The following is a 12,596-nucleotide window of genomic DNA, read 5'->3' on the forward strand; positions in this document are numbered from 1 at the left end:
CTTAATTGGCGGTGGTCACGGACTCCTTGGACTGCTCCCCGGCCTTCCGCTCGGCCACCTCGCGCCGGATCAGCAGGATCCAGCCGGCCACGGCGATGCCGATGAACAGCCACCACTGGATCCCGTACGCCAGGTTGAGCCCGCCTCCGGCGCCCACGTCCGGCTCGGGCACCGGCGCCGGGGCCGTGGCGGGCTCGGGCGACTGCTCGGTCAGCTCCACGTAGCCGCCCACGAGCCGGTACGGCAGCCCCTGCCCGATCTTGTCGGCGTTGATCAGCAGCACCTGGCCCGGCGGCAGCCCGGAGCGCTCCCTGATACCGCTGGACTCCTCGGTCTCGCTGAGCCGTAGCCGTCCGGTGACAGTTACCTGCCCGGTGGACGGAGGGGGCACCTCGGGGGCGGCGTCGGCGGTGGCGCCTGCCTTGACCCAGCCCCGGTTCACGATCACCGCCGTGCCGCCGCCGGTGACGAGGGGCGTCAGGACGTAGAAGCCGTTCAGCCCCTCCTGGGGGCGGCGGCGTACGAGCAGGGCGTGGGCCGGGTCGTACGTGCCGGTGAGCTGGACCTTTCTGAACCGGTCCGCCTCGCGGACGCGCTGCCCGGGGAGCACCAGCTTCTCCAGCGGCACGGGCGCGGCCTCGAGGTTGGCGGTGACCCGCTCGCTGTTGGCCGATCGCTCCTCGAAGCGCCCGAACTGCCACCGCCCGAGGAACACGAAGGCGGGGATGACCAGCAGCACCACCACATGGAGCGCGAGCCATCTGGGCGTCAGCAGGAACCGGTACACGCTCTCAAGACTAGGCACCGGGTGGGGTGCCCCCGCACGCGCCTATGCGCTGCTGAGCTCGGCTCCTGACCCCGGCACCGGGGTCACCTCGCGGGGTCCGCCCACCTCGTGGCCGTCGGCGCACCGGAAGTACTGCTCGATGGGGGCGCCACAGTCGCGGTGGGTGAGCACCACCGGCGGTCCCTCCTCGCCTGCCAGGTATCTGTCGCCCCAGTGCATGAGCGCGACCAGCAGCGGATAGAGGTCGCGGCCCTTCTCGGTGAGCCGGTATTCGTCGCGCTGCCGCTGACCCGGCTCGCGGTAGGGCTCCTTGCGCAGCAGGCCCTCGTCGACCAGCCGGGCCAGCCGGGCGCTGAGCACCTGGCGGGGGGCGCCGGTGATCGCCTGCATGTCGGCGAACCTCCGTACGCCGCTGAACGCCTCACGCAGCACCAGGAAGGTCCACTTCTCCCCGACGATGTCCAGGGTGCGCTCGATCGAGCAGTTGTCCACCTGGAAGTCCACCCGGAAGGGAACGTTCATCTTTGCAGTATATCTGAGTTCAATTGACAGACTCAGGCTGCGACTGAGAATCTGGGTCTATGCAGCGAACTCAGATCCGCCCCGCACGCGCCGGCGACGAGGAGCGGATCAGGCGCTTCCTGGCCGGGCTGTCGCTGCACACGCAGACGCTCCGGTTCTTCACGGGCATCAGCAGCCCGGCCCCCGGACTGGTGCGCGCGCTGCTCACGATGGACGAGCACCGCGACGCGCTCGTCGCCACTCTGGGGGACGGTGAGATCGTCGGCCACGCGATGAGCTTCAAGGGCGACTGCGCTGACGTCGAGATCGCCGTGGTCGTGGCGGACCAGTGGCAGGGGCAGGGGATCGGGCCCCGGCTGATCGACACGCTGCTGCTGCGGGCCTCCGTGCGCGGCGCGAGGACCGTGGGCATGGACGTGCTGGGCGAGAACCGGCGCGTGCTCAGGCTCGTCCGCAGGCTCTGGCCGGACGCCCGGATGACGGTCTGCTCCGGAACGGTGGAGGTGACCGCTATGATCGATACAGCCGGTCTATTTGCGGAACAAGGTTCTGGTGGCACACCATTGACAGCGTGAAGAGTGCCAAGAACGGACGCGACGGCCGGACCCGCATCATCGAGGGCGCCCTCCGCCGCTTCAGCCAGGACGGGGTGTCGGCCACCACGCTGGCCAGCCTCCGCGAGGAGAGCGGCGTCAGCGTCGGCAGCTTCTACCACCACTTCGCCAGCAAAGAGCACGTCTTCGGTGTGCTCTACGCCGAGATCCTCACCGCCTACCAGGACGCCTTCCTCGCCGAGCTCGTCGGCCACAAGGAGGCTCGCGACGGCATCGAGGCCGTCGTGGCCTTCCACATGCGCTGGGCCGGCGAGCACCCGGAGAGGGCCCGGCTGCTGGTCAGCGAGCGGCCGCCGCGCAAGCAGGAGCCGGGCGGCGCGGAGGTGGCCGAGGCCAGGCGCGCGTTCTTCCGCCAGGTGTCCGACTGGTGGCGGCCGCACATGAAGAACGGCCTGCTCCAGCCCGTCCACCCGACCATGTGCTACGTGCTGTGGCTGGGTCCGGCGCAGGAGATGTGCCGCCTGTGGTTCGCGGGCGCGCACACGCCCACGGAAGAGGAGATCAAAGGGCTGGGCGCCGCCGCCTGGCAGAGCCTCCGCCAGCAGTGAGGCGCACCGGCACGCCGGCCGGCCTGAGCGGGGTGGAGACGTGCCAGCTCGCCCGGTCGAGCGAGATGTCCAGCCGCAGGTCGCCGCGGTGCCGGCGCAGGCCGGGCACGCGCACCCGGGCGTGCACGTCGAACCGGCCCCGGTGCGGATAGCCGAACCCGAGCTCGTCCGGGAGCACGCGGAGGTCGTCGCGGTTGCCGCAGCGCGGGCACGTCCAGGACACGAGGTCCAGGCCGCGGTTGTAGTCGGAGCAGGCGCTGAAGTATTCGTCGGGCCCGAACCGGGACTCACAAGCCAAGCAGGGGATCATCATGGTCCGCTCCTCGGGACGACGTGGTTACTTCCCTAGAGATACCGCTATCCGCTTGTCCGCCGCTTGCAGAACGCTTGGTCATTTGCGTAACAGTATGAGCACGTTGGGTGACAAGATCATGCGTACGGGCCCGCAGTGAAAAGATGGACCTGTGGAACGACTACGCCATCACCTCTTGGAGACCGGATACACCATCGACGGCGTACGCGATCGGCTGGGCGACGTGGCCGCCACGGCGCTGGCCCGGGAGGAGCTGGTCCCGGCCCTGCGGGCGACCGCTGACGGCGATCCCCTGGCCACCCTGATCAGGCTGTGGTGGCTCGGCGTTCCCGTCCCGGCCAGGTCCGTCGCGCCGGAGGTCCTCGACTCCGGCCTGGTCAGCGCCGACGGCGACCAGGTGAGCGCGACCGTGCACCTCCAGCCCTGGGAGACCGGCGGCTACGTGGTCTCCGACCGCAAGGTGCGCCCCGGCGACCCGGCGCTGCGGCCCGACCACGTCGTCGGCGCGGGCGGCGCCTCGGCCAACCTGGCCCAGCTCGTGACCCGCCGCCCGGTGGGCCGCGCGCTCGACCTGGGCACCGGGTGCGGGGTGCAGGTGCTGCACCTGGCGGGACGGGCCGAGCAGATCGTGGCCACCGACGTCAACCCGCGGGCCGTGGAGCTGGCCAGGCTGAGCTGGGAGCTGTCCGGCGTCTCCGGCGTGGACGCGCGTACGGGGTCGATGTTCGAGCCGGTCGAGGACGAGCTGTTCGACCTGGTCGTGAGCAACCCGCCGTTCGTCATCGGGCCCACAGGCGAGCTGACCTATCGCGAGGCGGGCGGCGACGGCTTCTGCCGCGACCTCGTACGCCGCACGCCCCGCCACCTCAACCCCGGCGGCCAGGCCCACTTCCTGGCCAACTGGCTGCACGTCGAGGGCGAGGACTGGCGCGACCGCGTGGGCGGCTGGCTGCGCGAGACCGGCTGCGACGCGTGGGTGGTCCAGCGCGACGTGCAGGACCCGGCCGAGTACGTCGAGCTCTGGCTCAGGGACGCCGCCGAGCAGGGCACCAAGGGCTACGCCGAGCACTATGACCGCTGGCTGGCCTGGTTCGAGGAGCGCAAGGTCGAGGGCGTCGGGTTCGGCTGGATCACCATGCGCAACTCCGGCACGCTCGACCCGGTCGTACGCGTCGAGCACCTGGACCACCAGGTCGCGCTCCCGGCCGGCGACTACGTGGACTCCGTGATCGACGCCATCACCGTCGCCCACCGGACCAAGGAGCTGGGGAAGGCGCGCCTGCGCACCGCCGACGACCTGCTGGACGAGCGCATCGGACTGCCTGGCGCGGAGGACCCCATGCGCATCGTGCTGCGCCAGACGCAGAGGCTGCGCCGCAGCCGGGAGGTCGGCACGGTGGAGGCCGCGCTGGCCGGCGTGTGCGACGGCGAGCTGGCGCTCGGCCCCCTGCTCAACGTGATCGCCGAGCTGGTCGGCGACGGCGAGATCCCCGACGCCGACGCGGTCAGGCCCCTCATAGCCGAGGGTTATTTCCTGCTTTAATCCGCCGTTGATTCGACGTTGACGCCGGGGGTGGAGGCTCAGGACCAGACACGGACCCGGGGGGTTCGAGGGCCGTGTCAGGTCCGGCCGGTCGTCTGGTGTGAGGCGGCTGACCGCTACGCGGAGCATCCGGATGACCGGGCCCCCTAGCGACGTGTGGCGGTCAAGATGACCGGCCGGGCTGCATCACCACGCATTCAGCGAAGGACAGCCTTGATCAACCATGTGTGGATGACACGACTGGACGACGAGCTGTACTCAGGACTCGACGACGGCGGGTTCGGCGACGGTGCCGGCTATGGGGATGCCGTCGATCAGGACCTTGAGATCCCCGGCTTCGGGAGCGCCGAGCCGGGAGAAGATGTCGTACGCCTGCCGTAGGCAGTCCAGGCTCCTCGCGGCGCTGCCCAGACCGTGCAGCGCCTTGCCGAGCACGGTGAGCGACAGCGCCTCGCCATAGGGGTGGCCGATCTCGCGGGAGACCACCAGGGCCTGCTCGGCGTGGCGCACGGCGTCGGGGTAGCGCTCGGCGGCGATGAACGTCTCCGCCAGCCTGGAGCAGACCCGCTGCTCCCAGACCCGCTGCTTGCCGGCCCGGAAGAAGGCCAGGCACTCGGCGTGGTGGTGGACGGCCTCGGTGAGCCGGCCCACCCGGGACAGCACGATGCCGAGGTGGTAGCGGGCGCGGGCGGTGCCGGCGCCGCTGCCGATCTCGGTGAAGATGGCCAGGCCCTTCTCGGCCGCGGCGATCGCGTCCTCGGGACGGCCCAGGCCCAGGTGGTCGCGGGCGGAGTAGCTGAGCACGAGGGCTTCGCCGGCGGGCACGCCGTTCTCCCGGTAGAACCGCTTCGCGGACTCGAACAGCTCGAGCGCCTCCATGTGGCGGCGCTGCCGGCCGACGACGACGGCCAGGGCGTTGAGCACCTCGCCGGTGACGATCTTCTCGCCGCGGTCCGCGGACAGCTCGTACACGAGCCTGAAGTGCTCTTCGGCCTCCTTCAGCCGGTTGCCGGCGAACAGGACCCGGCCCAGCACGTACCGGACGCGCAGCTCGCTCGCCGCGTCGCCGAGCTCCTGCGCGGCGGCCAGCACGGCACGGGTGGCGTGGCCGAACTCGCGTGTGTGCGTGCCCGACTCCAGCAGCGGCTCCATCGCCAGCAGGAGGTCGGCGGCGGGCAGGAGCTGCTCGGCGGTGCGGGCCGCGGCGGCGGCCTGGTTGATGGTGGCGAACAGCGAGTCGCCCTCGGAGATCAGCCAGGCCACGGCCTCTTCGGCGGAGCCGAAGGCGCGCCCGCTGCCGATCACCACGAGATTGCCGGGGATCATGCTGCCCTCGTAGGCCAGCCGGTGCGCGGACCTGGCCGAGGCCAGGTAGAAGCCGAGCAGCCGGCGCAGCGCCAGCGTCCTGGCCTGGGGCCGCTCGGTCTTGTCCAGCTCGCGCCTGGCGAACAGCCTGAGCAGGTTGTGGAAGCGGTAGCGGCCGGGTGCGGGCGCCTCCAGCAGGCTCGCGTCCACCAGGGACTCCAGGACGGACTCCGCCTCGAACTCGCTCACCGCCAGCACGGCGGCCGCCGCGCCCGTGGAGACGTCGGGTCCGTTGGGCAGCGAGAGCAGGCGGAACGCGCGTGCCTGCGCGGGGGCCAGATGCCCGTAGCCGAGCGCGAAAGTGGCCTCGACGGCCAGGTGGCCCACGCGGAGCTCGTCGAGGCGGCGCTGCTCGTCGGCCAGCCTGGGCACCAGAGAGGAGATCGTCCAGTAGGGGCGGGCGGCCAGCCTGGAGGCCACGATGCGCACCGCCAGCGGCAGGAACCCGCAGGCCGCCACCACGTCCATGGCAGCGCCGTGCTCGGCCGAGACGCGCTCCGCCCCGGCGACCGACGCGAACAGCGACAGCGCCTCACCCGGCTCCATCACGTCGAGATCGATCAGCCTGGCGGAGGGCAGATCGGCCAGCTTGCCGCGGCTCGTCACGATCGTCGCGCACCCGGGCGAGCCCGGCAGCAGCGGGCCGACCTGCTCGGCGTCGCGGGCGTTGTCCAGCAGGACGAGGATGCGGCGCTCGGCCAGGATCGACCGGTAGAGGGCGGAGCGCTCCTGCAGTCCCGCGGGGATGACGTCAGGCGGGATGCCGAGCGCGCGCAGGAACCCGCCGAGCGCCGACTCGGGCGCGGTCGGCTCGTCGGTGTAGCCGCGCAGGTCGGTGTAGAGCTGCCCGTCGGGGTACAGGTCGCCGGCCAGGTGGGCGACGTGCACGGCGAGCGCGGTCTTGCCGACGCCGCCGATGCCGGAGATCGCCACCAGCGGCACGCCCTCGGGTGACGACTGCGACCCGGGCTCCCCGGACAGCAGCCTGCGCAGCCGTACGGCGATCTCCTGGCGGCCGGTGAAGTCGTTGACCGCGGCGGGGAGCTGCGCGGGTCGCGGCAGCTGGGGCGCCGGCCGCGCTTCCTCGGCATCGGCGGGCTCCTCCTCGGCCGCCTCGGAGCCGACCGGCGCAGGGGCGGCCAGCGTGGGGTCGGCGGCCAGGATGCGCTGGTGCAGCGCGGCCAGCTCGGGGCCCGGCTCGATGCCCAGCTCGTCGATCAGGGCCTCGCGCGTCTCCGTGAAGACGTTGAGTGCGTCGCCCTGCCGCCCGCACCGGTAGTAGGCCAGCATGAGCTGGGCGCGCAGCTTCTCGCGCAGCGGGTGGTCGGCGGTCAGCGCGATCAGCTCCGACACGATCTTGGCGTGGTTGCCCAGCTCGAGGTCCACGTCCATGAGCGTCTCGACGACGCTGATGCGGCGCTCGATCAGCCGGTCGCGCTGGTGCTCGGCGTACGGTCCGACGGTCCCGGCCAGCGGCTCGCCCTCGAACAGCGACAGCGCGGCCCGCAGCGCCTGGGCGGCCTCGGACAGCCGCCCGGCCTTGCGCGCGCCCTCGGCCTCCCGGACACCGCGTTCGAAGCGGACCAGGTCGAGCGAGCCGTCGGGCAGCCGCAGCGCGTAGCCCCTGCCGATGGACGTCAGCAGCTCCGGGCGGGACCGGGCGGGCCTGTCGGGCTCGAGTACCGTGCGGAGCCTGGAGACGTAGGTGCGCAGCGCGCCGAGGGCCCGCGGCGGCGCCTCCTCGCCCCACACCGCGTCGATCATCTCGTTGGGGGTGACCGCATGGCCCTCACGCAGGAGCAGCATGCCGAGAATGGAACGCTGCAGCGGGGTGCCCAGATCGAGCTCCTGGCCGTCACGCCACGCGCGGACAGGACCGAGCACGGCGAACCTCAGCCCGCCCTCAACGCTCTGACCAGCCATGCCGTCTGTCTCCCAGCCAATGGATCGTTTTCTGACCAAATGATAGATCCAACTCGTTTGCCCACCTAGATTCCGAACTGACCACAAATGTTCCGTTGATCCGTCTTTGATCTGGTGTTGAACGCGCCCCTGGATGCTGAGGGTCGGCTAGGCATGACTCACACCGCGGGGGCGTGTCATGTAGAGCAACTGCAGGCAGGAAAAAATACGGCCCCGCCCAAAGTTTCTGGGGCGGGGCCGGGGTGGACGGGTTCTCAGGCTGCCTCGACCAGTCCGAGGCGCAGGGCCAGCCGCTCGCGCACGAGCGGCCATTCGGAGCTCAGGATCGAGTAGAACGCGGTATCTCGGACCGTGTTGTCGGCGCCTCGGCTATCCGCTCGTCGCACCCCGTCGAAGTGTGCGCCGAGGGCCTCGATGGCGGCCCGGGACCTGGTGTTGCGTACGTCTGCTTTGAGGGTGATGCGGTGGACGTTCCATGTCTCGAAGGCGAGCGAGAGCATCAGGAACTTGCTCTCGCGGTTGACACCCGTGCCCTGGGAGCTCGCGCCCAGCCAGGTGTAACCGATGTCCGCCACGGACGGGATGTCGCCCACCGCACCGCGTGTACCCGGTGGCCAGGGCATCGGGCCCTGCCAGTACTCCAGGTGCATGAGACGGGTGGCACCGACCACACGGTCGGTGTTCAGCCACCGGATGGCGAAGGGCAAACAGCGGCCCTCCGCCTGCTCAGCCATGGCGGCCTCCACATAGGAGACCATCTCGTCCCGGCCATCCGGGACACGAGTGAAGGCGTAAGTGGAGCGGTCTTCACTCGCCGCGGCGACGAGATCGTCGATCACCGCGAGGCTGAGAGGTTCCAGGCGCACGGAGCGCCCGGACAAGGTGACAAGAGCGGGCATGTGCACATGATGAGGGGAACGAGGCGCGCACGTAACCATGCTCTCAGGAAGATCTTTTGCAGGTTTCTGCAGATAGGGTGTTTCTGCAGGTCAGAGGCCCCTTTTGGGGGATGGTCAACCCGCTCTTGGGGAAAGATTCGCCTAACTGTGACATGGCGTCGGCACGAACGCGGGATGCCGTTCACGCACCGCGCCGTGCCGCACGAGGGCCAGCCCCTTCAGGCCCCTCGACAGATAGTCCAGATTGTCGGCGATCCAGGGGAGTTTGAGGGGATCTGCGCTGTTCAGCGCGGTCAGCCGCTCTTCGGGGGTGTCCCCGTAGAGCAGGCTCACCGCGACCCGCACCCTGGCCGCCGCCGGATCGTCGCCGAAGGCGTGTCCCGGCAGGACGCCGATGCCGTGCTCCTCCAGCAGGAGCTTGGTGATCTCGGCGGAGCCGCCGAGCCGCAGGTGGCTCAGGTCGGGGTAGAGGTAGAAGCCGCCTTGAGGCGGGGGCGCGACGGCCCCGATCTCGGCGAACCTCTCGTGCACGGCCCTCGCGACCGCGCCGTGCAGCCTGCGGCTGCGCGTGATGCGGTCGGCCAGCTCCGGCGGCTCACCGAAGGCGTACGCCGCCGCCTCCTGCACGGGAGCCGCAGGGGCGGACCAGATCTCGCTGGCCACCGCGAGCAGGCTCCTGCGCAGCGTGTGGGCGCCCGCGGGCAGCCTGGCCACGCCGATCCGCCAGCCGCCCAGCGCCAGGCTCTTGCTCAGCCCGGTGGTGATGATCGTGCGCTCCGGCGCGAGATCGGCAGGCGAGGTGTACGGCACGTCCGGGTCGTGGATGATGTCCCGGTAGATCTCGTCCGAGATGATCATCAGGTCGAGCTCACGGGCGATCTCCACCAGGCGGCCGATGGTCTCCGGCCTGGCCAGGCGGCCCGTCGGGTTGTCGGGCAGCGTGACCAGCAGCGAGCTCACGGTCCTGCCCTGGGCCCTGGCGCGGAGCACCTCGGCGGCCACGAGGTCGGGGTCGGGCGCTCCGCCCTCTCCTGGCGGTGCGGGCACCAGGATGGGGCGCGAGCCCACCAGATCGGCCTGCGCGGCGTAGCTGACCCAGCTGGGCATGGGCAGGACGATGTCCCCGCCGATCGCCAGGAGCAGGCCGTACAGCAGCGACTTGCTGCCGGGCCCGCAGACGACCAGTTCGGGATCGGTGATGAGCCCCCGTCGTGTCCAGTAGCCCGCCGCCGCCGTCCTGAGCTCGGACGCCCCCGCCACCGGCCCGTAGCCGTTGCGTTCTGATGCGGCGGCCAGCCTGTCGCGCAGCGCCGGGTGGACGGGCAGCCCTGCCTCGCCGAAGGCGAGGTGGAGCACGCGTTCCCCGGCGCGCCGTCTTCGGTCGATGTCTTCGTTTGCCGCCAAGGTGGCGGAGAGGGTAACGCTCATGTTTGTCACGTTCCCAGGGTGGTTGGATGAAGGCATCACGACAAGCGAGGCTTTTCGTGGGTAGGCATAAGGAAGACTGATGCTCGAATTGCGGCGTTTGGTGCTGATCTGCGAGTTTGCTCGTCGCGGCAGCATCGCTGCGGCTGCGGCCTCGCTCGGCTATAGTCCGTCAGCGGTTTCGCAGCAACTCGTGGCGCTCGAACGCGAGACCGGCACGGCCCTCATCGACAGGACCGCGCGCAGCGCCGAGCTCACCGACGCGGGGCGGCGGCTGGTCGCGCACGCGGAGCGCATCCTGTCCATGGTCGAGGAGGCCGAGTCGGACCTGTCCGCCCAAGCGGGCACGCCCGCGGGACGGGTGGTGGTCACCGCCTTCCCGACGGCGGCGGTGGCGTTCGCGCCGGCGCTGGCGCGCTCGCTGCGCCGCCACACGGAGCTGACGCTCCGGCTCGGGCAGAGCAGGTCGGGGCGGGGCATGCGCGAGGTGCAGTCGGGGGAGGTGGACATCGCGCTCGTGGACGACTGGTACGGGCACGTGCGCGACAGCGAGAGCCTGCGGGTGTTCCCGCTGCTGCACGACCCGATGGTGCTCGTGGTGCCGCGCAAGCACCGCCTCGCCGACCCCGACGTGCCGTTGGACCTGCGGGAGCTGCGGGACGAGCCGTGGATGGCGACGCCCGACGGTGAGCCGTCGCGGCTGGCGGTGGACCGGCTCTTCGTGGACGTGGGCGGCGCCCGGCGCACGCCGTGGGAGTTCGAGGGACTGGGGACGATCCTCTCGCTCGTGGCCAAGGGGATCGGCATCGCGGCCGTGCCCGCTCTCGCGCTGGCGGCCGGGGTGCGGGGCCTGGCCGTACGCCAGTTCCCCGGCAACCCGGTGGGCCGCGACGTGCACGCGGTCGCCCGCCGGTCCAGCGTCCACCGGCCCTCGGTGTCGGTGACGCTCCGAGCCATCCACGTGGCCGCCCGTTACATCGCGGCCGACCTCGATCCGGTACGCGCCGCGGAACGCCGCCCACCGGAGGATGCCCTGGACTAGTAGCGTTTGCGGTTATGGCGCCGACGTACGACATCGAGCACCTCCTGCTCTCCCAGCCGAGCATCCGGACGGTCGCGGGCATCGACGAGGTGGGCCGCGGCGCCTGGGCGGGGCCCGTCACGGTGTGCGCGGTGGTCACCGACCTGTCGGAGCCGCCGCCGGGGCTGACGGACTCCAAGCAGCTCTCGGCCGCCAGGCGCGGGCCGCTCGCCGGCGAGCTGGCGACCTGGGCGATCGGCATCGGCTACGGCGAGGCCACCCACACGGAGATCGACGTGCTGGGCATGACCGAGGCCCTGCGCAGGGCGGCCCGCAGGGCGCTGGAGGCGCTGCCGGTACGCCCGGACGCGGTGATCCTCGACGGCAAGCACGACTACATCGGCCCGCCGTGGCCGGTGCGCCTGGAGATCAAGGGGGACGCCGCGAGCATCTCGGTCGCGGCCGCTTCGGTCCTGGCGAAGGTCCGCCGCGACACGTACATGGGGACGATCGGCTGCGACGAGTACGGCTTCGCCGAGAACGCCGGCTACCCGTCACCCCTGCACCAGGAGGCCCTCGCCCGGCTGGGGCCGACCGCCCATCATCGGCTCTCGTGGTCATACCTGGACGATCTCCCCCAGTGGCGGCACCTCAAGCACCATCGGGACCCGCTGGTGTGCGAGGGCCAGGAAACGCTGTTCGGCTGACATGCGGATCGGCGTCTTCGTCGTCGCGGCGCGATTTCCCGGCCAGGAACCCGGTCACGTGCTGGCGGACGCCGTCGAGCTGATCGCGGCGGCGGGGTTCGACGACGCGTGGACGCCGAACACCATTAGGTCTGGCTAGGGGGCCGCTGGGTTTACCCGGCAGAGGAATCGCTTCCCTGATATGGTTTGTGTGTTCGAAACGGGCAGGGCTTGTCCGTCGCCTACCTCAAGTGAGGGAAGCGAGAAGCCGCTCACCTCAGGGAGCGGAGGAGTCACTTCATGTCCTACGGCGTGCGCCGCGCCGCCACCCTGGCGGCGGGCGCGCTCGGCAGGACCTCGCGGATCGGGCTCGGCACGGCCGTCAGCGTGCTGTCCACGCAGCATGCCGTGGCGGGCCCGGCGCGCGGATGCGGCCCGTGGTCGCGTGCATCTCGGAGGCGACCGTGGGGATCGCGGCCGAGCGGGGGCTGCCGATGCTGCTGGGGATGCACATCGGGGACGCGGAGAAGGCCGCGCTGGTCGCCGAGTACGGGGCGCGTGGCGGTACGGCCCGCGACCACCTCGCCGCCGGGGTCGCGTACGTGGCCGACTCCACGGCGGAGGCGGTACGCGAGATCAAGGAGTCATTGCCCCGGTGGCTGGGGCCGGGGCTGGCCGGGTACGTGCCGGTGGACGGCCGGCCCAGACCTTCACGCCATATCCCGGAATATGTGGACTTGCTGACCAGGATCCATCCCGTCGGGTCGGCCGAGCACTGCGCCGAGTCGATCCTGCGTACCGCTGAGGTCACCGGGATCGACCGGTTCATCCTGCTGGTCGAGGGGCTGGGGGAGCACCGGCGGACGTTGGAGAACGTGCGGCGGTTGGGGGCCGAGGTGCTGCCGATGCTGCGCCGGTGACCCCGGCTGTGCTCAAAAGGGGCCACCGGC

The 12,596-nt window shown here is 71.1% G+C and carries 13 protein-coding genes; 7 read left to right on the forward strand and 6 right to left on the reverse strand.

Going from position 1 to position 12,596, the window contains the following annotated elements; translation table 11 throughout:
* Window position 1 precedes the first annotated feature (1 nt).
* Window positions 2-787: an SURF1 family cytochrome oxidase biogenesis protein gene (locus ABD830_RS42510; RefSeq protein ID WP_345000146.1), complete on the reverse strand. Its 786-nt coding sequence runs from the start codon at window positions 785-787 to the stop codon at window positions 2-4.
* A 42-nt stretch (window positions 788-829) separates the two neighbouring features.
* Window positions 830-1,309, reverse strand: coding sequence for a winged helix-turn-helix transcriptional regulator (locus ABD830_RS42515; protein ID WP_345000149.1), 480 nt, complete (start codon window positions 1,307-1,309; stop codon window positions 830-832).
* A 59-nt stretch (window positions 1,310-1,368) separates the two neighbouring features.
* On the opposite strand from ABD830_RS42515, the gene ABD830_RS42520 reads away from it, so the two are divergent.
* Window positions 1,369-1,884 carry a GNAT family N-acetyltransferase gene (locus ABD830_RS42520; protein WP_345000151.1) on the forward strand — a complete coding sequence of 172 codons (516 nt, stop codon included), beginning with the start codon at window positions 1,369-1,371 and terminating at the stop codon, window positions 1,882-1,884.
* Window positions 1,881-2,471, forward strand: a complete 591-nt coding sequence (locus ABD830_RS42525) for a TetR/AcrR family transcriptional regulator (RefSeq protein ID WP_345000153.1) — start codon at window positions 1,881-1,883, stop codon at window positions 2,469-2,471. Before ABD830_RS42520 ends, ABD830_RS42525 begins: the two co-directional genes overlap by 4 nt.
* Here ABD830_RS42525 and ABD830_RS42530 read toward each other — a convergent pair.
* Window positions 2,425-2,784, reverse strand: a complete 360-nt coding sequence (locus tag ABD830_RS42530) for a hypothetical protein (RefSeq protein ID WP_345000155.1) — start codon at window positions 2,782-2,784, stop codon at window positions 2,425-2,427. The two genes, ABD830_RS42525 and ABD830_RS42530, sit on opposite strands and share 47 nt — an antisense overlap.
* Window positions 2,785-2,935: 151 nt before the next feature.
* On the opposite strand from ABD830_RS42530, the gene ABD830_RS42535 reads away from it, so the two are divergent.
* A complete protein-coding gene (locus ABD830_RS42535) occupies window positions 2,936-4,327 on the forward strand; it encodes a DUF7059 domain-containing protein (protein ID WP_345000157.1) in 1,392 nt (463 codons plus the stop codon).
* A 258-nt stretch (window positions 4,328-4,585) separates the two neighbouring features.
* Here ABD830_RS42535 and ABD830_RS42540 read toward each other — a convergent pair whose 3' ends face one another.
* From ABD830_RS42540 to ABD830_RS42550, 3 genes are all read right to left on the reverse strand, one after another.
* Entirely contained in the window at window positions 4,586-7,615 is a 3,030-nt protein-coding gene (locus ABD830_RS42540) for an AfsR/SARP family transcriptional regulator (protein ID WP_345000159.1), read from the reverse strand.
* Window positions 7,616-7,869: 254 nt separating this feature from the next.
* Entirely contained in the window at window positions 7,870-8,514 is a 645-nt protein-coding gene (locus ABD830_RS42545) for a GNAT family N-acetyltransferase (protein ID WP_345000161.1), read from the reverse strand.
* Between the two features lie 141 nt (window positions 8,515-8,655).
* Window positions 8,656-9,942, reverse strand: coding sequence for a pyridoxal phosphate-dependent aminotransferase (locus ABD830_RS42550; protein WP_345000163.1), 1,287 nt, complete (start codon window positions 9,940-9,942; stop codon window positions 8,656-8,658).
* Window positions 9,943-10,021: 79 nt separating this feature from the next.
* On the opposite strand from ABD830_RS42550, the gene ABD830_RS42555 reads away from it, so the two are divergent.
* The 4 genes from ABD830_RS42555 (at window position 10,022) to ABD830_RS42570 (ending at window position 12,566) form a co-directional block, all read left to right on the forward strand.
* Window positions 10,022-10,981, forward strand: a complete 960-nt coding sequence (locus ABD830_RS42555; protein WP_345000165.1) for a LysR family transcriptional regulator — start codon at window positions 10,022-10,024, stop codon at window positions 10,979-10,981.
* Between the two features lie 14 nt (window positions 10,982-10,995).
* Complete coding sequence (locus tag ABD830_RS42560) at window positions 10,996-11,667, forward strand: ribonuclease HII (RefSeq protein ID WP_345000167.1); 672 nt, start codon at window positions 10,996-10,998, stop codon at window positions 11,665-11,667.
* Window position 11,668: 1 nt separating this feature from the next.
* Window positions 11,669-11,806, forward strand: coding sequence for a hypothetical protein (locus tag ABD830_RS42565; protein ID WP_345000169.1), 138 nt, complete (start codon window positions 11,669-11,671; stop codon window positions 11,804-11,806).
* 91 nt (window positions 11,807-11,897) lie between these two features.
* Window positions 11,898-12,566 (forward strand): LLM class flavin-dependent oxidoreductase, encoded by a 669-nt coding sequence (locus ABD830_RS42570; protein ID WP_345000171.1) that lies wholly within the window; start codon window positions 11,898-11,900, stop codon window positions 12,564-12,566.
* The last annotated feature ends 30 nt before the right edge of the window (window positions 12,567-12,596 follow it).

It is taken from the genome of Nonomuraea helvata (assembly GCF_039535785.1).
GTDB classification, from domain to species: domain Bacteria; phylum Actinomycetota; class Actinomycetes; order Streptosporangiales; family Streptosporangiaceae; genus Nonomuraea; species Nonomuraea helvata.